Here is a 26,161-nt window from a genome sequence, read left to right as displayed (position 1 = left end):
CCGGACCAGGGGGCGGTGCCCGGCACCCGCACCTGCGGCTCGAGCGGGACTCCGGTGCGATACCAGCGGGGCTTCCAGGTTTCTGTGCAGACTTCCAAGGAGAGGACGGCCGCCATCAAAGCGGCCCGACGATGTGGGGGTGGCCGGTGCGCCAGGGCGTACAACTCGGCCTGCTCAGGGAGCACTTCGAGGCTGCCCGGCGGGGCGAGGGCCGCGCGGCGCTTGTCACCGGCAGCCCGGGTACCGGCAAGAGCGACCTGCTGCAAGCCTTCGCACAGGAAGCCGGGCGCACGGGCGCGCTGGTACTGAACGCGTCCGCGTCACCGGCCGAGACAGACCTGCCGTCGGGGATCGTGGGACAGTTGCTCAGCGGCGCCGGCCCGGACGCCGAACGCCACCTCCGGGCACAAAGCCCCTCACCGAGGCACCCCTTGGAAGGCGCCGCGGCCGGCGAGGAGCGCGGTGAGGACCCGGCCGTGCTCCACGAGGCGCTGCGCGCCATCGCCTCGCACACGCCCGTGGTGATCCTCGTCGACGATGTGCACCACGCGGACCAGGCCTCCGCCCGATGCCTGCTGTATGTGTGCGGACGGCTCGCCACGAGCCGGATCCTGCTGGTGATGAGCGCAGGCCCGCAGACCTGCTCCCGCCCCCCGCTGCCACTGCCGCTGGCCGAGTTGCTGAGACATCCCCGCTGCACCGCCCTACCGCTCACGACGCTGGACAGGGACGGGGTCGCCGATTTCCTGGCAGCGCCCTCGGGCGGCGCGATGGAATGGCCGACGGCCCGGCGGCTCGCCCCCGACTGGCACCGCTTCACCGGCGGGAACCTGCGGCTGCTGTGCGGGCTGCTCGAGGACCACCGGGACTGTGAACCGCTACGCCCCTCCCGTCCACTGGCGGGCACAGCCTTCCGGCGGGGCGTCACGGGCTGCCTGCGGGGAGCCGGTCCTCCCACGGTGTCGGCCGCCCGCGGCCTGGCCGTGCTCGCCGAAGCCTCGACGCTCACCCTGCTCGCCCGGCTGCTGGAGACCCCCGAACGCGCTGTCGGCCCCTGCCTGGACGAACTCGACGCGATGGGGCTGCTCGACGGCGGACGGCTGCGCCACGAGGGCGTACGGGCGGCCGTCCTGGAAGAGCTGTCCGCCCAGGAGTCCCACCGGCTGCACACCGCGGCCGGCCGGATGCTGTACGAGAACGGCGCCGAACCGGCCGTGGTCGCCTGCCACCTGGTCGCCGCCGATACGGCCGGCGGCCCGCCCGCTCCGGCGTGGGCCGCCGAAGTGCTCGCCGAGGCGGCCCGGCACACGATGAGCGGCGGCGGGGCCCGGCAGGCCGCGGACTTCCTGCGCGCCGCCCGCCGGGCCGGCGGCCACGAGGAGGCCGGACTGCTGACGATGCTGGCCCGCGCCGAGTGGGAGAGCGATCCGGCAGCCGTCATCCGGCACCTGCCCGACCTCGAACGGAGCCTCGGCACCGGGGCGGGGGCCGCTACCGACCCGGAGGGCGCGGTGGGGCTGCTGCTCTGGCACGGGCGCCCGGCCGGCGCGGCGCGGGCCCTGCCGCAACCGCACGGCTCCAGAGCGTCGGGCGAGCCGGCCGCGACGCTGGCGTACGTCTACCCCGGTGCGGGCACCGGGCCCCTCCCGCACGATGCGCGGGAGGCCCTCCCGGAGACGGCCGAAGGCGGGGCCGAGCAGCGGGACGAGGCGGCCGAGCGGGTGCTGGAGTCGATCGTCTACGACCACGCGCCACCGGCGCCCGTCGCCGCCGTCCTGTCGGCGCTGCTGCGTACGGGGGAGACCGGGCGGGTCGCCCGGTGGTGCGAGCTCCTCGCCGGCGGGGAGCGGACACGGGCCACTCCGGCCCGCCGGGCGGTGGCCGCCGCCGCCGCGGCCGTGGTGCACGGGCGCACCGGCGAGCACGACCTGGCGGCCGAGCACGCGGGCCGGGCGCTGTCGCTGCTGTCGCCGGGGGCCTGGGGGGTGGCCCTCGGGATGCCGCTGTCCGCGGCGGTGCTGGCGGCGACCCGCCTGGGTGCCTACGACGAGGCGGCCGCGCGGCTGCGCGTCCCGGTGCCCGCCGCGATGTTCCGCACCCGGGCCGGGCTGCACTATCTCCTGGCCAGGGGCCACTACCAACTGGCCGTGGGGCGTCCCGAATCCGCCCTCGGCGACTTCCACGCCTGCCGGGACCTGCTGGCCGACTGGCGGCTGGAGCCGCAGGGCGCAGCCGGCTGGAGCACCCCCGCCGCCCTCGCTCTGCGTGCCCTGCACGGTCAGGACCCTGCGAACGGCGATCCGGTCGCCGCACTGACCGACGCCGAGCGGCGGGTCGCGGTGCTGGCGGCCGGCGGCTGCACCAACCGGGCCATCGCGGCCCGGCTGTACGTCACCACCAGCACGGTGGAGCAGCACCTGACCCGGATCTACCGCAAGTTGTGCGTGAAGTCCCGCCGGGACCTGGCGGACCTTCTGGCGGCCCGCTCCCCGGCCCCGGGCCCGGCCCGCGGGACGGGGAACGGGGCCGGGCAACGGTCAGCGACGTGTGGCCCAGGTGCGCAGCCCCCGTCCGTTCTTGCGGCCGAGCAGTCCCGCGGCCACCAGCTCTTCCAGTACAGCGGCCGGTTCGTGCTCGGGTGACTGGAAGGACTCGTACAGCCGGTGCTGGATGGCGAGTGAGACGTCGAGGCCGATGGTGTCGAGAAGCGCGAACGGCCCCATGGGGTAGCCGAATCCGGACCGGATCGCGTGGTCCGTCTCCTCGATGTCCACATCGTGCCGTTCCAGCAGGGCCAGGGCCGCGCCGAGGTAGGGGAACAGCAGGCTGTTGACGATGAAGCCGGTGCGGTCCGGGCACGCCACCGTCGTCTTGCCGAGGGTGTGGCAGAAGGCGCGGGCCGTGGCCAGGATCTTCTGGTCCACCCTCCCGGTATGCGCCAGCTCCACCAGTTTCATCACCGGCGCGGGGTTGAAGAAGTGGATCCCGACGACGTCGGCCGGCCTGCCCGCCGCATCGGCGCAGGCGGCTACGGAGAGACTCGATGTGGTGGTGGCCAGCACGGTGCCCGGCGGGCAGACCTCTGCGAGCGCGGCGAACATCGCGCGCTTGACGTCGATGTCCTCGGCCACCGCCTCGATCACCAGGTCGCAGTCGGCCAGGGCCGTCATGTCAGGGGAGCCGGTGAGCAGTTCCCGGGCCGAGTCCTTGGTCTGGACGGTGACCCGGCCACGCCGTATGCCCCGGGTGAAGGACTCCTCGACGGCCCGCAGCGCCTGACCGGCCTTCTCCGCGGTGCGGGCCACCAGGACCGTGGGGTATCCGGCCGACGCCGTGACCTCGGCGATCCCGCGCGCCATCGCGCCGGAGCCGAGCACGCCCACCCGCCGCACGGTGGCGGCACCCGTGTCGCCGGGCCCTTCGGCCGGGCGGCCGGCCATGGCGCCGGTCTCGTCGTAGGTGTAGAACCCGTCGCCGCTGGTGCGCCCGAGCCGTCCGGCCGCGACCATGCGGCTGAGCAGCGGGGCGGGCTCGAAGGCGCAGTCGCCGGTGCGCCGCCACAGTTCCATCAGCGCGGTGTGCGCCGTCCCGAGGCCGATGCGGTCGAGCGTCTCCAGGGGGCCCGCCGGCAGTCCGCAGCCGAGCCGCATGGCGGTGTCGATGTCGTGCGGGGTGGCGTACCCCTCGTCGAAGAGGATGACGGCCCGGTTGAGGAAGGGGAGGATCAGCGCGGTGGCGTCGGCGGCGGGCCGGGCGCCGACCGCGACCGGGTCCAGACCGGCCGAAGCCACCAGCGCGTCCACCGCGGCGGCGGTGTCCGGGGAGGTCAGCGCCGTGCGTACCGGTTCGGCGGGGCTGCCGGCGACGGGCGGGGTGAACAGCCGCAGCCCGGCGATGTCGTCCGGGCGGCCGGTGGCGACGGCCAGCCGCGCGACGGACAGCGACGTCGTGGTGGTCACCACGGGGGTGCCGGGCGGACAGAGCGCGACGATCCGGCCGAGTACGTCCCTCTTGACGGCCGGGTCCTCCGGCACCGCCTCGATGACCAGCCCGGCCGCGCGCAGCGCCCGGTGATCGGCGGTGAAGGTGACATCGGGGCGCTGCGGAGCGTCCTCGGCTTCGAGGGCGGCCTTGAGCCGGCCGGCCGTCCGGGCCAGGACGTCCAGGTCGCTGTCCACGGCGACGAGGGTGTGGCCCGCGCGGTGCAGCAGCCGCAGGAGGGCCTCGCCCGTCGAGCCCAGACCGACGATGCCCGTCACAGGTGGGGTGGTCTGTCGCGCAGTCATGAGGTCCGCGCCTCCTGCGGCCGGAAACGATTGATGGCGTCGATGTGCTTCTCGCGCAGTTCCGCGTTCCGTACGCCGAGCCCCTCGCGCGGGGCGAGCGCCAGGACGCCGACCTTGCCCTGGTGGAGGTTGCGGTGGACCTCGTACGCGGCCTGGCCGGTCTCCTGCAGCGGGTACGTCTTCGACAGCGTCGGGTGGATCTTCCCCTTGGCGACCAGGCGGTTGGCCTCCCACGCCTCGCGGTAGTTGGCGAAGTGCGAGCCCACGATCTTCTTCAGCGACATCCACAGGTAGCGGTTGTCGTACTCGTGCTTGTAGCCCGAGGTCGAGGCGCAGGTGACGATCGTGCCGCCCTTGCGGGTCACGTACACGCTCGCGCCGAACGTCTCGCGGCCCGGGTGCTCGAAGACGATGTCGACGTCCTCGCCGCCGGTCAGTTCACGGATGCGCTTGCCGAAGCGCTTCCACTCACGCGGGTCCTGCTCCTGCTCGTCCTTCCAGAACCGGTAGCCCTCGGCGTTGCGGTCGATGATCGCCTCGGCGCCCATCTTCCGGCAGATCTCCGCCTTCTGGTCGCTGGAGACGACACAGACCGGGTGGGCGCCGCCGGCCAGCGCCAGCTGGGTCGCGTACGAGCCGAGTCCGCCGCTCGCGCCCCAGATCAGGACGTTGTCGCCCTGCTTCATCCCCGCGCCGTTGCGCGAGACGAGCTGGCGGTAGGCGGTGGAGTTGACCAGCCCCAGGGACGCCGCCTCCTCCCAGGTCAGGTGCTCGGGCTTGGGCATCAGCTGGTTCGACTTCACGAGCGCGAGCTGCGCCAGGCCGCCGAAGTTGGTCTCGAAGCCCCAGATGCGCTGCTCGGGGTCGAGCATCGTGTCGTTGTGGCCGTCCGAGGACTCCAGCTCCACCGAGAGGCAGTGCGCGACGACCCGGTCGCCGGGCTTCCAGGCGTTGACGCCGGGACCGGTGCGCAGGACGACGCCCGCCAGGTCGGAACCGAGGACGTGGTACGGCTGGTCGTGGCGGGCGGCGCCGGGGAACCGCCTGGCGTACCGCTCCAGGAACCCGAAGGTCGGCAGCGGCTCGAAGATCGACGACCACACGGTGTTGTAGTTGATGGCGCTGGCCATGACGGCGACGAGGGCCTCGCCCGGACCCGGCTCGGGGGTCGGCACATCCTGCGGATGCAGTGACTTGCGCGGATCCTTGTCCACGGAGGACATCCCCTCGAAGATGCCGGTGTCCTCCTTGCGGACAACGATGCCGCGATAGGTCTCCGGGAGCCGAATCCCCCCGAAGTCCTGGGGCGTCGCGTCCTCGGAGAGAAGGGCGTTGATGATCTCGTCCACGTGAATTCCCTGATTCTCTTGAGAGCCGAGGAGGGCGAAGCCGGCCCCAGTTCATGAGCGTGGGACACGGCGCCGCCGCAGAGCATCCCCTGTCCACCCCCTCAACGCGCACCCCCCGCCCTTAGGGGCCTGTTAGGGGAGGCCCCGGGGTAGTGCGCACAGCGATCCTGAGCCTGTATCGCGGCTTTTTTCGGACCGGCTTAGGAGAACTCATGACGGCAAGCCCCGACAGCCCCTGGTTCAGGAACTACCGTCCCTCTCCGGACGCACCCGTACGTCTGGTCTGCCTGCCGCACGCCGGTGGTTCGGCCAGCTTCTACTTCCCGGTCGCGCGCCAACTCGCACCGCAGGTGGAGGTCCTGGCCGTCCAGTACCCCGGCCGGCAGGACCGGCGCACCGAGCCGCCCGTCACCGGCCTGGACACGATGGCCGACCTGATCGCCGAGGCGCTGGAGCCGTGGGCGGACCGGCCCTACGCGCTGTTCGGGCACAGCATGGGCGCCGCCGTCGGCTTCGAGGTGGCCCGCCGGATGGAAGCGGCGGGCCACGGCCCCACCGATCTGTTCGTCTCCGGCCGCCGCGCTCCCTCGCTGGACCGCGGTGACGCGTGGCATCCCGCCACCGACGAGGAGGTCGTCGCGGAGATCCGGAAGCTGAACGGGACCGGAGACGCCCTGCTCGACGACGAGGAGACCCTGCGCATGATCCTGCCCGCGCTGCGCGCCGACTACGGGGCGCTGCGCGGCTACCGCTACCGCCCGGGCCTGGCCCTGGACTGTCCCGTCACCGCGTTCACCGGCGACCAGGACCCCAAGGCGCGCGTCGAGGACGTACAGGCATGGAGGAACCACACCCGGTCCGGGTTCGGCCTGAGGGTCCTGCCCGGTGGGCACTTCTTCCTCGTCGAGCAACAGGACGAGGTCCTGCGCACGATCCGGGAGCAGCTGGCCGGTACGCCGGTGGCGGCGCCGGCATGACCGTGTACTCGCCCGCCCCGAGGGGGATCGGGATCATCGGAACCGGCTCGTACCTGCCCGAACGGATCGTCACCAACGAGAGCGTCGCCGCCCGCGCCGGGGTCACCGCCGAATGGGTCGAGCGCAAGACCGGCATCCGGGAGCGGCGCTACGCCGCGGATCACGAGGCCGCCTCCGATCTCGCGACCGAGGCTGCGGTACGGGCCCTGACCGACGCCGGGGCGCGGCCCGAGGACCTCGCCTGGATCATCGTCGCGACCTCGACCCCCGACCACCCGCAGCCGGCCACGGCCGCGCTCGTGCAGCACCGCCTCGGCGCACCCGGGGCGGCGGCCTTCGACCTGAACGCGGTGTGTGCGGGTTTCGTCGCCGCGCTGCACACCGGCTCCCGGCTGCTGGCCGGGCCCCCGACCGGTGGGCGGCGCCTGGCGCTCGTCATCGGCAGCGAGGTCTACTCACGCATCATCGACCCCCAGGACCGCAGGACCGCACCGCTGTTCGGGGACGGGGCGGGCGCCGTGGTGCTCGGGCCGGTGACCGGGGAACGGGGGCTCCTGGGCACGGGGATGCGCACCGACGGCCACCTGCACGGACTGATCGGTGTCACCGCGGGCGGCAGCAGGGAGCCCGCGTCGGAGAAGACCGTGGCCCGCGGGGACCACTTCTTCCGGATGCGGGGACGGGACGTACGGGCCTTCGTGGAGCGGGAACTCCCGGACGCCGTCGCGGGCACCCTCGATGCCTTCGGCGTGGCGGCCGACGCGGTCGCCCACTTCATACCCCACCAGGCCAACGGCGAAATGCTGCGGAGCGTGGCCGCCGGGCTCGGGCTGACCTCGGCGCGTGTCCATCTCCCGGTCGAGCGGCACGGCAACACCGGAGCCGCCTCGATCCCGCTGGCGCTGGACCAGGCCCGGCGCGCGGGTGAGCCGTGCGACGGCGACCTGGTGCTGCTGGCGGGGTTCGGCGGCGGGATGACACTGGGCACCGCTGTGCTGCGCTGGGGCCGCTGACGGCCTCGGCACCGGTGGCCCGCACCCCCATGCCGAGGTGTCGCGCATTCAGCGGATAGGCCCGGTTTCGATCGCGGAGACAAGGAAGAGGAGTGGTTTCGCACCCCGGCCTCAAGGCCGGGTGGGAGTGCGATCTCGTGGCTGCTCCGACGTGAGGAGCGGAGCGGACGTTACCGCTGCTCGATCCTCAACGGCCCGTCAACGGCGCTCCGCCGCAGGCCCTGCCAGGCGGGGGAGCAGGAGTGCCTCGCCCCACATACGGGTCACACACTCACGGTACGCACCCCGCCCCGGGCCCGGTCGGGTACCCGCGCCGGCCGTTCGTTGGAGGGTCGCTAGAGCGCAGGTCGAGGTCTGTGGGCCGATGGGGTGAACGGGGCTAGCGTGCAAACGCCACCAGCTTCTGGCCAGGCCCCGTCCGCTTTCCATCCGCCGGACAGGTCTGGGGAATCGACCGGGCAACGGGGAGGAAAACGTGGAGATTCAGGTTCTGGGCCCGCTGAGTGCCGACGTCAACGGAGTGTCGATCGTTCCGACTGCGGGAAAGCCGCGGCAGATTCTGTCGCTGCTCGCCTTCTACCCGGGCCGGGTCATGCCCGTGCCCACGCTCATGGAGGAGCTCTGGGGCACCAACCTGCCCCAGAGCGCGATGACCACCCTGCAGACGTACATCCTCCAGCTGCGCCGCAGGCTGGGCACCGCGATGGGACCCGACGCGCCCGGCACCGCCAAGGAGGTGCTCGCCACCCGGCACGGCGGCTACCTGCTGCAGATCCCGCAGGAGTCCGTCGACGTGCACCGCTACGAGCAGCTGGTGTCGGCGGGGCAGAGCGCCTTCGACGAGGGCGAGGACGGGCGGGCCGCGCGCCTGTACCGCGAGGCGCTGGGAATGTGGCACGGGCCGGCCCTCGTGGACGTACGGGTCGGACCGATCCTCGAGATCGAGGTCCTGCGGCTGGAGGAGAGCCGCCTGGTGACCGTGGAACGGCGCATCGACGCCGATCTGCGAACCGGCAGACACACCGAACTCCTCGCCGAACTCACCGATCTGATGGCACGCCACCCCCAGCACGAGGGCCTGCACTCGCAGGCGATGGTGGCGCTGTACCGCTCCGGCCGCCAGGCCACCGCGCTGGACGTCTACCGCAGGCTGCGCGCCCGCCTCATCGAGGACCTGGGTGTGGAGCCCTCGCCGCAGCTCCAGCGGCTGCACCAGGCGATGCTGACCGTCGACCCGGCGCTGGACACCCTCAGCGGACCGCGCCGCGGCTCCACCTTCGATCTCTACGCGGCCTGAGCCCGAGCACGTCCCAGGCACTGTCAAGGAGGTTCGGTGAACGTGAGACCGACCGGCGAACTGACCCAGGAGGTACGGCATATGTGCGAGGAACCACCGGTCCGGCTCCACTGCTTCGCGCACGCCGGAGCCGGCGTCTCGGCCTTCTACAACTGGCCCGCGGATCTGGGGCCCGAGGTCGAGGCGCTGCCCAGACTGCTGCCGGGCCGCGACGCCAGGCGCCGCGAGCCCCGTGCCACCGGACGCGAAGCGCTGCTGGCCGATCTGATGGAAAGCTTCGCCCGGGCACCGGACGCCCCCTACGTGCTGTACGGGCACAGCCTCGGCGCGATGGTCGCCTACACCGTCACCCGCGCCCTGCACGAGGCCGGGCTGCCCGGTCCGGCGCTCCTCGCCCTCGGCGCCTGCCCGCCCCCGGACGCCCCCTCCTTGCTGTCGGACGCCGCCTGGGGGCCCGAGGACGAGCTGCTGGAGCTGCTCCGTGAGACCGGCACCCTCCCGCAGGGGGCACGGCCCGGCGGACTCTGGTACCGGGCGGTGCTGCCGGTGCTGCGTGACGACCTGTCCCTCGCCCACGAACTGCGGATCAACGCCCACGAGCCGGTGGTGGGCCCCCCGCTGTCCGTGCCGGTGCTGATCCTGTCCGGTGCGCAGGACCCGCTGGCGCCGCCGGACGTGATGGCCGGCTGGCAGGCCTGGAGCACGGGGCCGGCCGTGACCCGGACCGTGCCCGGGGACCACTTCTTCGTACGCGGCCACGAGCTGCCGCGGCTGCTCGGGCGCGCCTGCCGGGTCCTGCGGCGCACCAGGCCCGCCCGCGCCATGGCCGCGGCCGGCAGCTGACCGCCCAGCACAGGAGGAAGAGATGAGGGACAGCCGATGAGACGCGTCGTCATCACCGGGATAGGAGTGGTCGCCCCCGGCGGGATCGGCACCAAGGCGTTCTGGTCACTGCTGACCGAGGGCCGCACCGCGACCCGCCGCATCACCCTCTTCGACGCCTCCTCGTTCCGCTCGCAGATCGCGGCCGAGGCCGACTTCGACCCGGCCGGCCACGGCTTCGGCCCGCAGGAGGCACGACGCCTGGACCGGGCGGCCCAGTTCGCCCTTGTCGCCGCCCGCGAGGCGGTCGCCGACAGCGGACTGACGACGGGCGAACGGGCGGAGCGCACCGGGGTCACCCTGGGCAGCGCCGTCGGCTGCAGCACCGGACTCGACGAGAGCTACGCGCACGTCAGCGAGCACGGCAGCCACTGGCTGCTGGATCACACCCGGGCCGAGCCGAGACTCACCGACTACCTCGTGCCCAGTTCCATCGCCGCCGAGGTGGCGCGCGACGTCGGCGCGCAGGGGCCCGTCGCGGTCGTCTCCACGGGCTGCACCTCCGGACTGGACTCGCTCGGCCACGCCGCCGAACTCATCCGCGAGGGCAGCGCCGACGTGATGGTCGCGGGCGCCGCGGAGGCACCGGTCACCCCGATCACCCTGGCGTCCTTCGACGCGATCCGCGCCACCTCCCCGCGCAACGACGAGCCGGAGACCGCCTCCCGCCCCTTCGACCGCAGCCGCAACGGCTTCGTCCTCGGCGAGGGCAGCGCGGTGCTGATCCTGGAGGAGTACGGGCACGCGCTGCGGCGCGGCGCCCATGTGTACGCGGAGATCGCGGGCTTCGCGAGCCGGTCCAACGCGTACCACATGACGGGACTGCGCCTGGACGGCAGCGAGATGGCCGAGGCCATCAGGATCGCCCTCGACGAGGCACGGCTCGACGGCACGTGCGTCGACTACATCAACGCCCACGGATCGGGCACCAAGCAGAACGACAAGCACGAGACGGCGGCGTTCAAGCGCAGCCTGGGCGAGCACGCCCACCGGGTGCCGGTCAGCTCGGTCAAGTCGATGATCGGTCACTCGCTCGGCGCGATCGGCTCCCTGGAGATCGCCGCCAGCGCCCTGGCCATCGAGCACGGAATCGTGCCGCCGACGGCCAACCTGCACGATCCGGACCCCGCGTGCGACCTCGACTACACCCCGCTGGTCGCACGGGAGCAGCGCACCGACACGGTGCTCAGCGTCGGCAGCGGATTCGGCGGCTTCCAGAGCGCGATGGTGCTGACCACCCGCCGGCTGGGGGTGGCCGCATGACCGCGGTGGCCCCCGAGGAGGCCGGACTGACCGGCCCCCGAAGCGTGGAAGCGGCCATCACCGGCATCGGTGTCGTCGCGCCCGGCGGCGTCGGCGCCGAACAGTGGTGGGCGGCCGTGCTGCGGGGAGAGAACGCGATCGGGCCCGTCACCCGCTTCGACGCCTCCGGCTATCCCGCGCGCCTGGCCGGGGAGGTGACCGGCTTCGTCGACGCGGACCACGTCGCGAGCCGGCTGCTGCCCCAGACCGACCGGGTGACCCGGTTCTCGCTCGCCGCGGCGGCCGAGGCCCTGAACGACGCCGGCCTCGACCCGGCCCGGCTGCCCGACTACGCGGTGGGCGTGGTCACCGCCAACGGCACCGGCGGTTTCGAGTTCGGGCAGCACGAACTCCAGGCACTGTGGAGCAAGGGCAGCCGGCACGTCGGCGCCTACCAGTCCTTCGCCTGGTTCTACGCCGCCAACTCCGGCCAGATCTCCATCCGGCACAAACTGCGCGGTCCCAGCGGAGTCATCGTCTCCGAACAGGCGGGCGGCCTCGACGCCGTCGCCCAGGCCCGCCGCCAGCTGCGCAAGGGGATACGGGCCGTGGTCACCGGCGGAGTCGACTCGGCGCTCTGCCCCTGGGGCTGGACAGCCCATCTGGCCGACGGCGGGCTGAGCACGGCCGACGATCCCGACCACGCCTATCTGCCCTTCGACGCCGAGGCGTCGGGCCATGTCATCGGGGAGGGCGGCGCCCTGTTCGTCCTGGAGGACGGGGACGCCGCGCGTGGTCGCGGCGCCACCGTCCACGGCACGATCGCGGGCTGCGCCGCCACCTTCGACCCGGCGCCCGGCACCGGGGAGCCCCGGCTCCGGGCCGCCGCCGAACTGGCCCTGGCGGATGCCGGGCTCACCCCGGGCGGCATCGACGTCGTCTTCGCCGACGGGGCGGGCCAACGCAACGCCGACCGGGCCGAGGCGCAGGCGCTGGCCGCGCTGTTCGGCCCGTACGGGGTGCCGGTCACCGCACCCAAGTCGATGACCGGCCGGCTCTCGGCGGGCGGCTCCGCCCTCGACCTGGCGGCCGCCCTGCTCGCCCTGCGCGACCAGGTGATCCCCCCGACGACCGGCACCGCACGGGTCGACGACGACTGCCCCGTCGACCTGGTGACCGGCGGCCCGCGCCCGGCCGTGCTGCGGACCGCACTGGTACTGGCCCGGGGCCGGGGCGGCTTCAACGCGGCCACCGTAGTGCGCGCCGCGCACTGACCACGTCCCGCTGCCGGACGTTTCGAACCGACACCGAGGAGAAAGGCACATCTGTGGACCGGCTGGAGCTCACCGAACTGACCACCCTGCTGCGCGCCTGCGCGGGCGAGGGGGAGGGCGTCGATCTGGACGGCGACGTCCTGGACACCCTCTTCCTCGACCTGGGCTACGACTCGCTCGCCCTCCTGCAGACCACCGGCGTGATCGAGCGCGACTACGACGTGCTGCTGGACGAGGAGGCACTGGACGACGCCGAGACTCCGCGCCAGTACCTCGACCTCGTCAACCGCGCCCTGGCTGCCCGGATCGCCGCCTGATGAGCGGCGACGGACCGCAGGAGCCGAGCACGGGCGCGGGCCTCGTCGCGGCCCCGCCGAGGAGCTGACGTGTCACACACCCGACCCGGACGCCCCGCCCCGGCGGCGGGGGAGCCCCGGCTGACGGAGCTCGCCGACGGCGTCTTCGCCTATGTCCAGCCCGACGGCGGCTGGTGCCTCAACAACGCCGGATTGATCGTCGACGGCGGCACCGCACTCCTCGTCGACACCGTCGCCACCGAGGCACGGGCCCGGCGGCTGCGCGCCGAGACGCTGCGGGTGGCGGGCGGCCCACCGCGTCTGCTGGTCAACACCCACTTCCACGGCGACCACACCTTCGGCAACTTCGTCTTCTGCGAGGCCGTCGTCATCGGCCACGAACGGGCCCGCGCTGATATCGCGGTGGCCGGGCTGCACATGGCCGGGCTCTGGCCCGACGTGTGCTGGGGCGACCTGGAGGTGGTGCCCCCGAGCATCACCTACAACGACCGCATGACGCTGTACGCGGGTTCCCTGCGGGCCGAACTGATCCATCCGGGGACCGCGCACACCACCGGCGACACCATCGTGTGGCTGCCCGAGCAGCGGGTGGTTTTCACCGGCGACCTGGTCATGTCGGGCGTCACGCCGTTCTGCCCGATGGGTTCGGTCTCCGGCTCCCTGGCCGCGCTGCGGACCCTGCGCGCACTCGGCGCCCACACGGTCGTGCCGGGCCACGGACCGGTGGGCGGGCCCGGGCTGCTGGACGACAACGAAGGATACCTGCTGCGGCTCCAGGAGCTCGCCCGGGAAGGAGTGGCCGCCCGGCTCACCCCGCTCCAGGTCGCGCGCGCGGCGGGCCCCGGCGCGTACGCCGGTCTGCTGGACGCCGAGCGGCTGGTGCCCAACCTGCACCGCGCCTACGCGGAGGAGCTCGGCGCGGCGCCCGGCGATCCGCTGGACATTCCCGCCCTGTTCCGCGAGATGTCCGAGCACCACGGCGGGCGGCCGGCCTGCCACGCCTGAAGCGGCGTCAGAACGACTGGTGGTCAGGGATGACGCGCCGCTCACGGGTGACCAGCTCCCCGTCCTCGTACACCAGCACGTCCTCCACCACGCTGCTCGGCGCGATGAGCGGCGCCGGGTCCCAGGGGCGGCTGACCATCACCAGCGTGTAGTAGTGCGTGAGCAGGGTGCCGTCCGGTCCCGGGTCCACGCGCAGCATGTTGTGCCAGTGCCGGCACCGCACCGGCTCGGTGCCGAAACGCCGGGCGTGCCCGGCGCGCAGCGCTGCCGCGATGGCCTCGCGGCCGTGCGCCGGCGGGATACCGGGCGACGGTGCGAACACCCCGTCCTCGGTGAACGTGGCGGCGAACTCCTCCGCCCGCAGATCGTCGAGCAGCCGGACCTGCCGGGCGTAGAACTGCTGGACCTCCACGTAGAGCGAGGCCGGGTCGGTGCCGAGCCGCGGCTCGGTCGTGTACGTCGTCATGTGCGTCTCCTGGTCTCAAGGCCGTCGTGGCCGGCTGCCGGTGGGATGTGACACCTCTCAGCCGAGGTCGTCACGGGTCACGACACGGTGACGGACGCGCCATTTGCCCCGCGAGCGGACGAGCACGTCCTCCATGACACAGACCCGGTGCACCGCGGATCCGCCCTGGCCGGGTGTCACGTACACCAGCGCGTAGCAGCGGGTGTGCAGCGTCCCGCCGGCCTGCGGACGCAGATCGATCATGCCGATCCAGTGCCTGAACTGCTCCCCGCTGCGGGCCTGCTGGGCCTGGTTGCGCCGCACGCTCGACGCCAGCGCGACGCGGCCGCGCACCGGCTCGGCCAGGGTCGGTACGTCGAAGACGGCGTCCTCGGTGAAGGTTCCCGCCCAGCGCTCGGCGTCGTGCTGGTCGAACAACTGCATCTGGCGTCCGTAGAACTGCTGGATCTGCGCGTACAGGACGCCGAACTCCGCTCCGGCGAGCACCTCGGCGGGTGCCTCGAAGACGGCTGCGGTGTCGGGTGTGGCGGTTCGGGTGCGGCTGAGTGTCTCGGTGGTCATGTGACCGGCCCTCCGTTGCATCGGATACGGACACTTTCTGTGGCACAGATCGAGCGCCCTTCGAAGACTCCTCAAGTGCCCTGGTCGAACGTGTGAACCGCAGCCTGTGAAACGGCCGCGCCCCGACCAGCCGGAGGAGAACGAGCATGCCGAACTTTGTCTTTCCGGATCTTCCGCTGGACGGCCTGCTGCGCAGGGCGGCCGTGCGCGACCCCGACGGCATCGCCGTGCGGACCACGGACACAGCCCTCGGATTCGGCGAGCTGGACCTGCTGACCGATCGCCTCGCCTCCTGGCTGCGGCGGCAGAACGGGGGCCGGAGCGGTGTACGTACCGGCGTCGCCCATGTCCTCGACCCCGTCTTCGCCGCCACCTACTACGGCACCGTCCGCAGCGGTGCGACGGCGGTGCTGGTCAACCCGCTGATGGGGGAGGACGGGCTGCGGCACGTCTTCGCCACCGCCGGGGTGGAGGTGGCGTTCGTCCCCGCGGCCACCGCCGAGCTGCTCACCAAGCTGCGCGGCGTGCTGCCCCGGCTCCGCACGATCGTGGTGACCGACGCACCGGACGGGGTGACACCGGGCGACACCCTCTCCCTCCACCTGGAACTGGAGTCGGCCCCGCACACCCGCGGACACAGCCCCTGCGACCCGGGCTCGATCGCCTGCATCCAGTTCACCACCGGCAGCACCGGACCCCCCAAGGGCGTCCTGCTGACCCACCGCAACATGGTCGCCAACGCCAAGCAGACCGCCCTCGCCCACCGCCTGGACCCGGCCTCCGTCACCCTCAACCATCTGCCGCTCTACCACGTCATGCACCTCAACTCCGCGGTGTACGCCGGGGCGTGCCAGGTGCTGTGCCAGGACCCCGACCCGTTCGCCTCGCTCGCCTCGGCCGCCTCGGCCGGCGCCACCCACTACTACGGACTGCCCGCCAGGCTGCACCGCCTGGCCGTCGACGAGCGGCTGGCCGCCGCCTCGGGCCCCCCGCCCGGCGGCGCCCGGCTGACGGCCGTGCTCTCCGGCGGCTCCGGGCTGCGGCCCGAAGCGGCGCGCGCCCTGCGCGACCGGCTCGGCGTCCCCGTCATCCAGGGCTACGGCATGGCCGAGACCTCCCCGCTCACGCACTGCCAGCGGCCCGGGCGCTACCGGACGGGTGAGGTCGGCGGGACCGTCCCCGGGACCGAGTGCCGACTTGTCGACGTGGACACCCGCACCCCGGTCGAGGTCTGGTCCACCGGAGAGGTACAGGTCAAAGGCCCGCAGCTGATGGCCGGATACCTCACGGACGCACAGCCCTCCCGGATCGACGAGGACGGCTGGTTCTCCACCGGCGACGTCGGCTACCTCGACGACGACGGAGAGCTGCGCCTGGTGGACCGGCTCGACGACATCTTCAAGTACGACAACGAGATCGTCTCGCCGAGCCGGATCGAACGGGTCATCGGCGAGGACCCCCGGGTCGCCGACTGCATCGTCGTGGACTGGCCCGACGCGGTGCACGGCGGTCTCGTCTGGGCCGGAATCGTCCTGCGTGAGAACCCCGGGGGCGCGTACGCCGGAGCCGCGCCAGGACCCGGGGGATCCGGGCGGGCCCCGGGAGCGGACGTCCTGGCATCGGTCATCGAACGCGCCAACGAAAGGCTCGCGGACTTCGAACGGATCCGCCTGACCGAGGCGCTGGACGCGGTGCCCCGCACCCCCACCGGAAAGCCCGAACGACGCGCACTGCGGCAGCGGTTGAAGAACCGCACCGCCGCATGAACGCCCGCATCCGCCCCCACCACCAGGAGCAGACCATGGTGACCTTCGTCAACAGGCCGGCCGTGCACGGCGCCCCCGGCGCCTCCCGCACCGGCACGGGCCACGCGCCGCAGGCGATGCCCCAGGAGCGCGCATGAGTGCCGCCCGGCCGGACGCGATCGTCGCGGGCGCCGGACCCGTCGGCCTGACCGTCGCTCATGAACTGGCCCGCAGAGGACTGCGCGTACGGCTCGTCGACGCCGCCGCCGGCCCCGCCCCCACCAGCAGGGCCGTGGCCACGCACCCGCGCACCCTGGAGACGTACGACCAGATGGGCATCGTCGACGACATGCTCCTACGGGGCCGCCGCAACCGCGCGTTCACCATGTACGCCCAAGGGCGCCGGCTGGTGCGGCTGGAGGCCGACTACGCCACGATGCCGACCTCCTACCCCTACACCCTCGTCATCGCGCAGACCGACACCGAACAGGTGCTGCGCGAGGCCGTGGCCCGCCTGGGCGTCGAAGTCGAGTGGGGGGTGCGCCTCACCGGCTTCGAGCAGGACGACGATGCGGTGCGGGTGACCCTGAGCGGGCCGGACGGCACCGAGGAGACCGCCGAGACGTCCTGGCTCGTGGGGTGCGACGGAGGCCACAGCACCGTACGCAAACTGCTCGGGCTCGAACTCCTCGGCGGGGCCGGTGAGACCTGGATGCTCGCCGACGCACCGGTCACCACCGACCTGCCGCCCGACACCATCTACTGGGCCCACACCGGCGGACAGGCGCTGATGATGGTGCCCTACGCCCGGGAGGGCCACTGGCGGCTGCTGGACACCGCACCCACCGGGCGGGGCACCGGCCCGCGCCCCGTCGAGGAGCGGCTGACCGAGAAGCTGTCGGCCGGGCTCGGCCAGCGGGTCCGGGTCGGGAAGAGCGAGTGGACCTCGGTCTTCACCTTCCAGCAGCGGATGGTGGAGCGGATGCGCGAGGGCCGCGTCCTCGTCGCCGGGGACGCCGCGCATGTGCACAGCCCCGCCTCCGGACAGGGCATGAACACCGGCATCCAGGAGGCATACAACCTCGGCTGGAAGGTGGCCATGGTCGAGCACGGCCACGCGGGCCCCGAACTCCTGGACACCTACAGCCAGGAGCGGATGCCGATCGGCCGGGCGCTGCTCGGCTCCACCCGGGCCGCGACCTTCCTCGTCCAGCTCAAGAACGCGCTCGCCTCGGTGGCGCTGCCCGTCGTCTTCACCTTCGTACGGAACGTGACCCCGTTGCGCCGGGCCGTTCAGCGCAAGGTGCTCGGCGGCATGTCCGGGCTGCGCATCGGCTACGGCGATTCGCCCCTGACCACCGGCGACGCCCCCCGCCGCAGGTCCGGCGCCGGACCCGCCCCGGGGCCCGGGCCCGGCGAGCGGGTCGTCCGGGCCCAGGTCCACGATCCGCACGACCCCGGCTGCGCAGGACTGCGCGCCGAACTCCGCGACCCCCGCTGGTCCCTGCTGCTCGCCGCGGGCGGCACCGGCCCCGGGGACGTACCGGTCGGCGTGGCCGTCACGGCTGCCGCCCAGTACTCCGAGTGGCTGTCGGTGCGCACCGTCGGCGGCACCGGCCCCGACGGGCCCGCCCCGCTCGCCGACCCGGACGGACGGCTGCGCGCGGCACTCGGCCTGTCGCCGGGCAACTGGCTGCTGGTGCGCCCCGACGGCTACACCGCCGCGCGGGCCGGCGCCCTGACCCGGGCCGCCCTGCGCCGGGCGCTCGCCCCGCTGCGGCCGGCCCAGCTGCTCGCCGAAGCGGCCCGCTCCGAACCGGGACTCGTCCTCCCCGCCCCCACCCACCGGCTGAAGGAGCACTGACCATGGCCGACAACGGCCCCGTAGCCCTGATCACAGGAGCCACCAGCGGCATCGGACTGGCGGTGGCCCGTCAGCTCGGCCGGTCCGGGCACCGCGTCTTCCTGTGCGCACGCACCGAAGCGGACGTCAAACAGACCGTCGAGGACCTCCGGGACGAGGGCCTGGACGCCGACGGACTGGCGGCCGACGTCCGCTCCAGGGAGTCCGTGGCCACGCTCGTGAGCGCCGCCGTCGCGACGTACGGACGCGTCGACGTGCTGGTCAACAACGCCGGGCGCAGCGGCGGCGGCGTGACCGCCGACATCGTCGACGAGCTCTGGTACGACGTCATCGACACCAACCTCAACAGCGTGTTCCTGGTGACGCGCGAAGTGCTGAAGAACGGCGGCCTCACGGGCACCGGCCACGGGCGGATCATCAACATCGCCTCGACGGCCGGCAAACAGGGCGTGCTGCTCGGCGCCCCGTACAGCGCCTCCAAACACGGGGTCGTCGGCTTCACCAAGGCACTGGGCAGGGAGCTGGCCCCCTCGGGCGTCACCGTCAACGCGGTCTGCCCCGGCTACGTGGAGACGCCGATGGCGCAGCGGGTGCGCCAGGGGTACGCGGCGGCCTGGGACACCACCGAGGACGCCGTGCAGGAGCAGTTCGAGGCGAAGATTCCGCTCGGCCGCTACTCCACCCCGGAAGAGGTCGCGGGACTGGTCGGCTATCTGGCCTCCGCGTCCGCCGCATCGATCACCGCGCAGGCGCTCAACGTCTGTGGCGGACTTGGCAATTTCTGAATCTGTGAGGAAGAGGTGATGGGTGGTGTCCAGTGAGCGTGTGTACCGCACAGCGCATTCGGTCGAGGTGGCCGCACCGGCGGGAGTCGCCTACGGGCTGATCTCGAACCCGGTGCAGTGGCCGCTGTTCCTCCCGCCGAACGTCCATGTGGAGCGCCTGGACTTCGACGGGCAGAACGAACGGCTGCGGATGTGGGCCACGGCCAACGGGCAGGTCCGGTCGTGGATCTCCCGGCGCGTGCAGAACCCGCAGGCGCGGCGGATCGACTTCCGCCAGCAGCACCCGCAGGCCCCGGTCGAGACGATGAACGGGACCTGGACCGTCGAGGAGCGGCGGGGCGGCGCCAGTGTGCTGACCCTGCTGCACGACTTCACGGTGAGCGGTGACCGCCCCGAGGACGTGGCCTGGGTGGAGCGGGCGATCGACACCAACTCGGTGGCGGAGCTGGACCATCTCAAGCGCCTGGCCGAGCGCTGGCCCCGGCTCGACGAACTCGTCCTGTCCTTCGAGGACGCCGTACGGGTCAAGGGCCCGGCCGAGCTCGTCTACGACTTTCTGTACCGGGTGAGCGACTGGCCGGAGCTCGTTCCGCACGTGGCACGCCTGGAGCTGACGGAGGACACCCCAGGCGTCCAGGTCATGGCGATGGACACCCGCACCGCGGACGGCTCGACCCACACCACGGAGTCGGTACGAGTCTGCTTCCCGCAGGCGGGCCGCATCGTCTACAAGCAGACCACCACCCCCGCGCTGATGGACGCGCACACCGGTGAATGGTCGGTGCTGCCCGACGAGTCCGGCGTGACGGTCATCTCCCAGCACAGTGTGGTGCTGCGCGAGGAGGCCATCGAGAGCGTGCTCGGTGAGGGCGCCGACCTGGCTCAAGCCCGCCGCTTCGTGCGCGAGGCGCTCGGCCGGAACTCGACGGCCACCCTCAACCTGGCCAAGCGCCACGCGGAGTCCGCGATCCGCGTGCTGTGACCGGGCCCTTCGCACCGAAAACACCCTTCAGCAGCCAGGGCTTCTGTCCCCGGTCCACACCGAATGTTCGGCCGATGGTGCGTCCACCGCTGCTCCGGCCCCGCTCTAGCCGTCGCCGTGAGAGTTGCAGCGACGGACTTTCTCGCAGGGGAACGGGGCGGCAGCAGTGGGTGCTCGACTCTATTTCCGGCCGTCCGAGAGACCTCTAGGAGAGGCATGAGCCCCATGACCATCACAGCCGAGGAGAGCTACAACCGGACGAATCCGCCGTCCGACGGGCCGGTGCTGTGGCATCTCGCCCTGGTCAGCGGTGCCAGCGGCACGTCCCTGGACGCAGGACTCGCCGGGCTCACGGCCCGGTACACGGCATCCCCGACCCACGAGGACGTACCCGTGCGGATCCGGACCCTCGGCAGCGGAGGCGGCCACCGCGGCGCCGTGCTCGCCGGTGAGGGCGGGGCGACGGAACTGGGCGCCAAGGCATCCGCCGGGACCACTGCCTCCGTCGCCTTCATGTTCCCCGGCCTCGGCGACCACTACCTCGACATGGGCCGCGATCTGTACCGCGACTTTCCGGTGTTCCGGTCCGCTGTCGACAACTGCGCCGATGCCCTCGTCCCCGAACTGGGCGTGGACATCCGCGAGGTCGTCTTCCCCGGTCCGACACCCGCGACACGCACCGCTCCGGCCGTCGACCTGCGCCGCATGCTCGGCCGCGACACGGCCCCGCAGAGTGAGAACGAGCGCAGGCTGAACGCCACCCGCTTCGCCCAGCCGGCGCTCTTCGTCATCGAATACGCCCTGGCCAGGCTCTGGGAGTCCTGGGGGGCCCGGCCCTCGATCATGATCGGCTACAGCCTCGGCGAGTACGTCGCGGCGACCCTCGCAGGCGTGCTGTCCCTGAACGACGCGCTGACCCTGGTGGCCCGCCGCGCCGCGCTCATCGACACACTGCCGCACGGCGCCATGCTCGCCGTGACGCTTCCGGAGGAGCAGGTCCGCCCCCTGCTCGGCGCCGATCTCTCACTCTCCGCCGTCAACGGCCCCGAGTTCTGCGTGGTGGCCGGGCCGGTGCCCGCCGTCGAGGCATTGGCGCAGGGCCTCACGGAACAGGGCGTCCTCCACCGCAGGGTGCAGTCCACCCACGCCTTCCACTCCTCGATGATGGATCCCATCGCCGATGAGGTGACCGAGCTCGCGCGGACCCTGACTCTGAACGCGCCCCGCATCCCGTACATCTCCAACGTCAGCGGCCGGCTCATCACCGACCAGGAGGCCACGGACCCCGGCTACTGGGGCCGCCACCTGGTCAGCACGGTCCGCTTCGCCGACGGGCTGAACGCCCTGGGCGCCGCCGACCTGCTGCTGGAGACCGGACCCGGCCAGACGCTGAGCAGCCTGGCCACCGTCGCCCGCGGCAACGCGGCGGCCACCGTCGTCGCCTCCATGCGCCACCCGCTGGAGAGCCACTCCGACTCGGCCGTGGCACTCAAGGCCCTGGGCAGGCTGTGGCTCGCCGGCGCCGACATCGACTGGGCAGGCTTCCCCGCCTGCGAACTGGACATCGTGGCCGACGGCGCCACGACAGCCGCCCGGGACACCGGGGCCCCCACCGCGACCGCCACCGAACAGGAACTGCACGGCCTGTGGGCCAGGCTGCTGAAGACCGACCAGCTCCCGCACGACGTCAGCTTCTTCGAGGTCGGCGGCAACTCGCTGCTCGCCACCCGCCTGGCCCTGCGCATCAAGCGGACCTTCGGCACGGAGCTCTCGCTGCGGCAGGTCTACGAGTGGGCCACCCTGTCCCGGATGGCGACCGCCATCGACACCCTGAGCGCGGGCGGCGAGCTGACTCACCCGGAGGGGGGCTCCTCGCACACCGGCAACTCCCTGGCCCGCTTCACCCTGCCGAACGGTCTCACGGTCTCCCACCAGAACGAGGCGGAGACCCGCCACTTCTACGAGGACATCTTCGACCACCGTACGTACGCAAAGAACGGCATCTCCCTCCCGGACGGCGCCACCGTGGTGGACGTCGGCGGCAACATCGGCCTGTTCACCCTCTTCGCGCACTACGAGGCGAAGGACGTACGCGTCTTCACCTTCGAACCCGCGCCCCCGATGTTCGAGCTGCTGAGCCAGAACGTGGCCGAGCACGGCGTCAACGCCCACCTCTTCAACATAGGCATCTCCGACACCGAGGCCGAGGCGGACTTCACCTTCTACCCGCGCAGCTCCGGCATGTCCTCGTTCCACCCGGACGAGGCGGAGGAGAAGCACAACCTGCGCACGATCATCGCCAACCAGCAGAAGGCCGACGCCGACGCCGAGGTCGCCGAGCTGGTCTCCTCCGACGAGCTGATCGACGTCCGCTTCGAGGCGATCGAGTTCACCGCCACGCTGCGCCCGCTCAGTGCCGTCATCCGCGAGCAGGGCATCGAGCGCATCGACCTGATCAAGATCGACGTGCAGAAGAGCGAGCGTCAGGTCATCGACGGTATCGCCGACGAGGACTGGCCGAAGATCCAGCAGATGGTGCTGGAGGCTCACGACGCGGACGGCGAGGTCGGCCGCCTGGTCGAACTGCTGGAGAACCGCGGCTTCACGGTCAGGGCCGAACAGGACGAGTTGTACGTCGGCACGGACATCCACAACATCTACGCCGTACGCGGCGCACGCTAACGGAGTCGTACGACATGGAATTCACCACGGTAGGAGTCGTCGGCGCCGGCGTCATGGGCGTCGGTGTCGCACAGAACCTCGCACAAACCGGCCATCAGGTGGTGCTCGTCGACATCTCCGACGAGGTGCTCGACAACGCACGTCGTGAGCTGCGCAACAGCCTGCGCGCCTACACCATGTTCAACAGGAACTCCGGCGTGGACCCGGCGGCAGTCTTCGAGAAGATCGAGTTCACCACCGACTACGAACTGCTGGCCAAGGCCGACTTCGTCGTCGAGAACGTCACCGAGGACTGGGACATCAAGCAGCAGGTGTACGGGCGGATCGACCGCATCGTCCGCCCCGGCGTGGTCTTCGCCGTCAACACCTCGGCGATCTCCATCACCCGCGTCGGCTCGGTGACCACGCGTCCCGAGCAGGTCATCGGCATGCACTTCATGAACCCGGTGCCGATGAAGCCGATGGTCGAGGTGATCCGCGGCCACCACACCACGCCCGAGACCATCGACACCGCTCGCCGTTTCCTCGCCGGCATGGGCAAGGACTGCATCGTCGTCCAGGACGTGCCCGGCTTCGTCTCCAACCGGGTCCTCATGCTCACCATCAACGAGGCGGCCTTCCTGGTCCAGGACGGCGTGGCCCCCGCCGCCGACGTCGACAGGATCTTCCAGACCTGCTTCGACCACCGGATGGGCCCGCTGGAGACCGCCGACCTGATCGGTCTCGACACCATCCTCAAGTCCGTCGAGGTGCTCTACGAGAGCTTCAACGACAGCAAGTACCGGCCGGCCCCGCTGCTCAAGAAGATGGTCGCCGCCGGCCTCCTGGGCCGCAAGAGCGGCGAGGGATTCCACAAGTACCACTGACCCGCCGACCGGATCACCCGGCACCTCACCCACGACAACAGGACGGATGAAAGAGATGAGCACGGACAACAAGGCCCGGATCGCGGAATACCTCTCCCGCTTCTTCCCGGTCCAGGACCTCAAGGACGACGACGACATCTTCGAACTCGGCTTCGTCAGCTCGATGTTCGCGATGCAGCTCGTCTCCTTCGTGGAGCACGAGTTCGGCATCACGGTCGAGAACGAGGACCTCGAACTGGAGTACTTCCGCTCCATCGGAGCCCTCGACGCGTTCGTCGCCCGCAAGCTGCCGGTCCCGGTCCTGCAGTAGGACGAGAGCGGACACGACGACGATGACCGGAGCGCTCACGGCTCAGCAGGCCCAGGCCCAGAAGGAATTCCGGGCCTTCGCCGACAGCCACATCACCCCCCATGCCGACACCTACCACCGCGCCCAGCGCACCCCGCCCCAGATCATCCGGCTCCTCGCGGACGAAGGACTGCTCGGGCTGTCCGTCGCCGAGGAGTACGGTGGCGGCGGCTGCGACGCGGTCACGCTCGGCCTGCTCGCCGGTGAACTCGGCCGGGCCTGCTCCTCGCTCCGCAGCCTGCTCACCGTCCACACGATGGTGGCACACGCGATCGCCCGCTGGGGCAGCCCCTCCCAGAAGGGGACCTGGCTGCCCCTGCTGGCCCGCGGTGAGCGCATCGGCGCGCTCGCGGTCTCCGAGCCGGGCGTGGGCAGCGACGCCTCCGCCGTCACCACCCGCCTCGCCCGCGACGGCGACCACTGGGTGGTCGACGGCCACAAGAAGTGGACCACCTACGGGGAGAGCGCCGACCTGTTCCTGGTCGTCGGCCGCTCGGCGGAAGGCCCCACGGCCCTGCTCGTGGAGAGGGACACCCCCGGACTGCGGACCGAGCTGATCGAGGACATGATCGGCATCCGGGCCTCGATGACGGCCCATGTGCACTTCGACGACTGCCGCGTACCAGCCGGCAACGTACTGGCCCGGCCCGGACTCGGCGTCTCCCATGTGGTCGGCGCCGCCCTCGACCTCGGCCGCTACACCGTCGCGTGGGGCTGCGTCGGCATCCTCGACGCCAGTCTGGAGGCGAGCGTCGACTACGCCACGACCCGCGAACAGTTCGGCTCCCTCATCAAGGAGCACCAGCTCGTCAGAAGCATGATCAGCAACATGTACACGGACGCGCACGCCGCCCGGCTGCTGTGTCTGGAGGCCGGACGGCTGCGCGACGAGCGCCACCCCGGCGCCCTGGCCGCGACCTCTACGGCCAAGTACTTCGCTGCCACCGCTGCCGGCCGCGCCGCCGCGGACGCCGTCCAGATCCACGGGGCCAACGGCTGCAGCTCCGACTATCCCGTCCAGCGCCTCCTCGGTGACTCCCGGGTCATGGAGATCATCGAGGGCAGCGCACAGCTCCACCAGGTGGGGCTCGCCGAGTACGCGTTCCAGGAACGCGGACCGAGGAGTGAGCGATGACGACGACTGTGAGCACCGTCAAATGCGTGGTGTGGGACCTCGACAACACGGTGTGGGACGGGGTGCTCCTGGAGGACGGCGACGTCACCCTGCGCCCCGGCGTCGTGGAGGCGATCCGCACCCTCGACGAGCGCGGCATCCTCCACTCGATCGCCAGCCGGAACGACCACGAGGCGGCCATGGCGAAGCTGGCGGAGTTCGGCATCGCCGAGTACTTCCTCCACCCGCAGATTCACTGGGGCAACAAGTCGGACTCCGTCAGGGCGGTCGCCGAGGCCTTCAACATCGGCATCGATACCCTGGCCTTCGTCGACGACCAGCCCTTCGAGCGCGACGAGGTCGCCTTCGCCCACGCGCAGGTGCTGTGCATCGACGCCCTCGACGCCCCGGCCATCGCCAACCTGCCCGAGATGCGGCCCCGCTTCGTCACCGCCGACTCGCGCGAGCGCCGTCACCTCTACCACGCCGACATCCAGCGCAAGCAGGCCGAGGACACCCACCAGGGCACCGCCGAGGACTTCCTCGCCTCGCTCGGCATGCGCTTCACCATCGCGCCCGCCCAGGAACGCGACCTCCAGCGCGCCGAAGAGCTGACCGTGCGTACCAACCAGCTCAACGCCACCGGCTACACCTACTCCTACGAGGAGCTGGACGCCTTCCGCCGCTCGCCCGGTCACGACCTGCTCGTGGCCGGACTGGACGATGCCTACGGCACCTACGGCAAGATCGGCCTCGCCCTCGTCGAACGCGGCGACGACGTATGGACCGTGAAACTGCTGCTGATGTCCTGCCGCGTCATGTCACGCGGGGTCGGCTCCGTCCTGCTCAACCACCTGATCCGCAGCGCCCACGACGCGGGCGTCAAGCTGCGCGCCGAATTCGTGCCCACCAGCCGCAACAGGACCATGTTCGTCACCTACAAGTTCTCCGGCTTCCGCGAGGTCGCCAGGAACGGTGACGTGTCCGTCCTCGAACACGACGGCACCCGGCTGCAGGGCTTCCCCCCGTACATGGACGTCACGGTCGAGCACTGACCCACCCGGGAGACCGTCGTCAGGATCCCGCGCGGCACCACGGGATCCTG

23 protein-coding genes and 1 pseudogene are annotated in these 26,161 nt (G+C 71.9%); 20 read left to right on the top strand and 4 right to left on the bottom strand.

Going from position 1 to position 26,161, the window contains the following annotated elements; all coding sequences use genetic code 11:
* Positions 1-146: 146 nt before the first annotated feature.
* Positions 147-2,642 (top strand): LuxR family transcriptional regulator, encoded by a 2,496-nt coding sequence (locus E6R60_RS34325; protein ID WP_168713729.1) that lies wholly within the window; start codon positions 147-149, stop codon positions 2,640-2,642.
* On the opposite strand, the gene E6R60_RS34320 is transcribed toward E6R60_RS34325, so the two are convergent.
* Both E6R60_RS34320 and ccrA read right to left on the bottom strand, forming a co-directional pair.
* The gene (locus E6R60_RS34320) at positions 2,538-4,286 is read right to left on the bottom strand and encodes a 3-hydroxyacyl-CoA dehydrogenase family protein (RefSeq protein ID WP_240802799.1); all 1,749 of its coding nucleotides are present in this window, start codon (positions 4,284-4,286) and stop codon (positions 2,538-2,540) included. The genes E6R60_RS34325 and E6R60_RS34320 overlap by 105 nt on opposite strands.
* Positions 4,283-5,635, bottom strand: coding sequence for a crotonyl-CoA carboxylase/reductase (gene ccrA, locus E6R60_RS34315; RefSeq protein WP_136330638.1), 1,353 nt, complete (start codon positions 5,633-5,635; stop codon positions 4,283-4,285). The genes E6R60_RS34320 and ccrA overlap by 4 nt, the downstream gene beginning before the upstream one ends.
* 212 nt (positions 5,636-5,847) lie before the next feature.
* On the opposite strand from ccrA, the gene E6R60_RS34310 reads away from it, so the two are divergent.
* The 8 genes from E6R60_RS34310 to E6R60_RS34275 all read left to right on the top strand — a co-directional run bounded on the left by E6R60_RS34310 (position 5,848) and on the right by E6R60_RS34275 (position 13,642).
* Positions 5,848-6,612 carry a thioesterase II family protein gene (locus tag E6R60_RS34310; protein ID WP_136330637.1) on the top strand — a complete coding sequence of 255 codons (765 nt, stop codon included), beginning with the start codon at positions 5,848-5,850 and terminating at the stop codon, positions 6,610-6,612.
* Positions 6,609-7,625, top strand: a complete 1,017-nt coding sequence (locus tag E6R60_RS34305; protein WP_136330636.1) for a beta-ketoacyl-ACP synthase III — start codon at positions 6,609-6,611, stop codon at positions 7,623-7,625. Before E6R60_RS34310 ends, E6R60_RS34305 begins: the two co-directional genes overlap by 4 nt.
* A gap of 475 nt (positions 7,626-8,100) precedes the next feature.
* A complete protein-coding gene (locus E6R60_RS34300; RefSeq protein WP_136330635.1) occupies positions 8,101-8,922 on the top strand; it encodes an AfsR/SARP family transcriptional regulator in 822 nt (273 codons plus the stop codon).
* A 36-nt stretch (positions 8,923-8,958) separates the two neighbouring features.
* On the top strand, positions 8,959-9,765 hold the full coding sequence (locus E6R60_RS34295; protein ID WP_240802798.1) for a thioesterase domain-containing protein: 807 nt from the start codon (positions 8,959-8,961) through the stop codon (positions 9,763-9,765).
* A 36-nt stretch (positions 9,766-9,801) separates the two neighbouring features.
* The gene (locus tag E6R60_RS34290; RefSeq protein WP_136330634.1) at positions 9,802-11,067 is read left to right on the top strand and encodes a beta-ketoacyl-[acyl-carrier-protein] synthase family protein; all 1,266 of its coding nucleotides are present in this window, start codon (positions 9,802-9,804) and stop codon (positions 11,065-11,067) included.
* Positions 11,064-12,320 (top strand): ketosynthase chain-length factor, encoded by a 1,257-nt coding sequence (locus E6R60_RS34285; protein WP_136330633.1) that lies wholly within the window; start codon positions 11,064-11,066, stop codon positions 12,318-12,320. The genes E6R60_RS34290 and E6R60_RS34285 overlap by 4 nt, the downstream gene beginning before the upstream one ends.
* Before the next feature lie 53 nt (positions 12,321-12,373).
* Positions 12,374-12,637, top strand: coding sequence for an acyl carrier protein (locus E6R60_RS34280; RefSeq protein ID WP_136330632.1), 264 nt, complete (start codon positions 12,374-12,376; stop codon positions 12,635-12,637).
* Positions 12,638-12,706: 69 nt separating this feature from the next.
* Positions 12,707-13,642, top strand: a complete 936-nt coding sequence (locus tag E6R60_RS34275; RefSeq protein WP_206309592.1) for an MBL fold metallo-hydrolase — start codon at positions 12,707-12,709, stop codon at positions 13,640-13,642.
* A 7-nt stretch (positions 13,643-13,649) separates the two neighbouring features.
* On the opposite strand, the gene E6R60_RS34270 is transcribed toward E6R60_RS34275, so the two are convergent.
* Both E6R60_RS34270 and E6R60_RS34265 read right to left on the bottom strand, forming a co-directional pair.
* The gene (locus tag E6R60_RS34270) at positions 13,650-14,108 is read right to left on the bottom strand and encodes a nuclear transport factor 2 family protein (RefSeq protein ID WP_136330631.1); all 459 of its coding nucleotides are present in this window, start codon (positions 14,106-14,108) and stop codon (positions 13,650-13,652) included.
* 57 nt (positions 14,109-14,165) lie between these two features.
* Positions 14,166-14,669 carry a nuclear transport factor 2 family protein gene (locus E6R60_RS34265; protein WP_136330630.1) on the bottom strand — a complete coding sequence of 168 codons (504 nt, stop codon included), beginning with the start codon at positions 14,667-14,669 and terminating at the stop codon, positions 14,166-14,168.
* Between the two features lie 146 nt (positions 14,670-14,815).
* Between E6R60_RS34265 and E6R60_RS34260 the strand changes: the two genes are divergently transcribed.
* The 11 genes and pseudogenes from E6R60_RS34260 to E6R60_RS34220 all read left to right on the top strand — a co-directional run bounded on the left by E6R60_RS34260 (position 14,816) and on the right by E6R60_RS34220 (position 26,111).
* Complete coding sequence (locus E6R60_RS34260; RefSeq protein ID WP_136330629.1) at positions 14,816-16,435, top strand: class I adenylate-forming enzyme family protein; 1,620 nt, start codon at positions 14,816-14,818, stop codon at positions 16,433-16,435.
* Complete coding sequence (locus E6R60_RS36915) at positions 16,432-16,572, top strand: hypothetical protein (RefSeq protein ID WP_168713728.1); 141 nt, start codon at positions 16,432-16,434, stop codon at positions 16,570-16,572. The genes E6R60_RS34260 and E6R60_RS36915 overlap by 4 nt, the downstream gene beginning before the upstream one ends.
* Complete coding sequence (locus tag E6R60_RS34255; RefSeq protein WP_136330628.1) at positions 16,569-18,278, top strand: FAD-dependent oxidoreductase; 1,710 nt, start codon at positions 16,569-16,571, stop codon at positions 18,276-18,278. Before E6R60_RS36915 ends, E6R60_RS34255 begins: the two co-directional genes overlap by 4 nt.
* 2 nt (positions 18,279-18,280) lie before the next feature.
* Positions 18,281-19,063 (top strand): 3-oxoacyl-ACP reductase FabG, encoded by a 783-nt coding sequence (gene fabG, locus E6R60_RS34250; RefSeq protein WP_136330627.1) that lies wholly within the window; start codon positions 18,281-18,283, stop codon positions 19,061-19,063.
* A gap of 25 nt (positions 19,064-19,088) precedes the next feature.
* Complete coding sequence (locus E6R60_RS34245; RefSeq protein WP_136330626.1) at positions 19,089-20,045, top strand: aromatase/cyclase; 957 nt, start codon at positions 19,089-19,091, stop codon at positions 20,043-20,045.
* Positions 20,046-20,108: 63 nt separating this feature from the next.
* Positions 20,109-22,727 (top strand): FkbM family methyltransferase, encoded by a 2,619-nt coding sequence (locus E6R60_RS34240; protein WP_136330625.1) that lies wholly within the window; start codon positions 20,109-20,111, stop codon positions 22,725-22,727.
* A pseudogene (locus tag E6R60_RS38005) lies at positions 22,724-23,281 on the top strand (3-hydroxyacyl-CoA dehydrogenase NAD-binding domain-containing protein); the annotation flags it as partial. The gene E6R60_RS34240 and the pseudogene E6R60_RS38005, both read left to right, overlap by 4 nt.
* The gene (locus E6R60_RS38000; protein ID WP_346766103.1) at positions 23,261-23,593 is read left to right on the top strand and encodes a 3-hydroxyacyl-CoA dehydrogenase family protein; all 333 of its coding nucleotides are present in this window, start codon (positions 23,261-23,263) and stop codon (positions 23,591-23,593) included. The pseudogene E6R60_RS38005 and the gene E6R60_RS38000, both read left to right, overlap by 21 nt.
* Positions 23,594-23,648: 55 nt before the next feature.
* Positions 23,649-23,903 carry a phosphopantetheine-binding protein gene (locus E6R60_RS34230; protein WP_206309591.1) on the top strand — a complete coding sequence of 85 codons (255 nt, stop codon included), beginning with the start codon at positions 23,649-23,651 and terminating at the stop codon, positions 23,901-23,903.
* Positions 23,904-23,925: 22 nt separating this feature from the next.
* Positions 23,926-25,077 (top strand): acyl-CoA dehydrogenase family protein, encoded by a 1,152-nt coding sequence (locus E6R60_RS34225; RefSeq protein ID WP_136330622.1) that lies wholly within the window; start codon positions 23,926-23,928, stop codon positions 25,075-25,077.
* Positions 25,074-26,111: an HAD-IIIC family phosphatase gene (locus E6R60_RS34220; RefSeq protein ID WP_136330621.1), complete on the top strand. Its 1,038-nt coding sequence runs from the start codon at positions 25,074-25,076 to the stop codon at positions 26,109-26,111. The genes E6R60_RS34225 and E6R60_RS34220 overlap by 4 nt, the downstream gene beginning before the upstream one ends.
* Positions 26,112-26,161: the final 50 nt, after the last annotated feature.

This window comes from Streptomyces sp. A0642 (assembly GCF_004795105.1).
Taxonomy (GTDB): domain Bacteria; phylum Actinomycetota; class Actinomycetes; order Streptomycetales; family Streptomycetaceae; genus Streptomyces.
This window is presented reverse-complemented; position numbering and strand designations above follow the sequence as displayed.

Bases quoted from the DNA above. Each gene is read 5' to 3' on its own strand.
- E6R60_RS34320 (WP_240802799.1), bottom strand. From the start codon at position 4,286: ATGACTGCGCGACAGACCACCCCACCTGTGACGGGCATCGTCGGTCTG.
- E6R60_RS34310 (WP_136330637.1), top strand. From the start codon at position 5,848: ATGACGGCAAGCCCCGACAGCCCCTGGTTCAGGAACTACCGTCCCTCT.
- E6R60_RS34305 (WP_136330636.1), top strand. From the start codon at position 6,609: ATGACCGTGTACTCGCCCGCCCCGAGGGGGATCGGGATCATCGGAACC.
- E6R60_RS34290 (WP_136330634.1), top strand. From the start codon at position 9,802: ATGAGACGCGTCGTCATCACCGGGATAGGAGTGGTCGCCCCCGGCGGG.
- E6R60_RS34285 (WP_136330633.1), top strand. From the start codon at position 11,064: ATGACCGCGGTGGCCCCCGAGGAGGCCGGACTGACCGGCCCCCGAAGC.
- E6R60_RS34270 (WP_136330631.1), bottom strand. From the start codon at position 14,108: ATGACGACGTACACGACCGAGCCGCGGCTCGGCACCGACCCGGCCTCG.
- E6R60_RS34265 (WP_136330630.1), bottom strand. From the start codon at position 14,669: ATGACCACCGAGACACTCAGCCGCACCCGAACCGCCACACCCGACACC.
- E6R60_RS34260 (WP_136330629.1), top strand. From the start codon at position 14,816: ATGCCGAACTTTGTCTTTCCGGATCTTCCGCTGGACGGCCTGCTGCGC.
- E6R60_RS36915 (WP_168713728.1), top strand. From the start codon at position 16,432: ATGAACGCCCGCATCCGCCCCCACCACCAGGAGCAGACCATGGTGACC.
- E6R60_RS34255 (WP_136330628.1), top strand. From the start codon at position 16,569: ATGAGTGCCGCCCGGCCGGACGCGATCGTCGCGGGCGCCGGACCCGTC.
- fabG (WP_136330627.1), top strand. From the start codon at position 18,281: ATGGCCGACAACGGCCCCGTAGCCCTGATCACAGGAGCCACCAGCGGC.
- E6R60_RS34240 (WP_136330625.1), top strand. From the start codon at position 20,109: ATGTTCGGCCGATGGTGCGTCCACCGCTGCTCCGGCCCCGCTCTAGCC.
- E6R60_RS38000 (WP_346766103.1), top strand. From the start codon at position 23,261: ATGGGCAAGGACTGCATCGTCGTCCAGGACGTGCCCGGCTTCGTCTCC.
- E6R60_RS34230 (WP_206309591.1), top strand. From the start codon at position 23,649: ATGAGCACGGACAACAAGGCCCGGATCGCGGAATACCTCTCCCGCTTC.
- E6R60_RS34225 (WP_136330622.1), top strand. From the start codon at position 23,926: ATGACCGGAGCGCTCACGGCTCAGCAGGCCCAGGCCCAGAAGGAATTC.
- E6R60_RS34220 (WP_136330621.1), top strand. From the start codon at position 25,074: ATGACGACGACTGTGAGCACCGTCAAATGCGTGGTGTGGGACCTCGAC.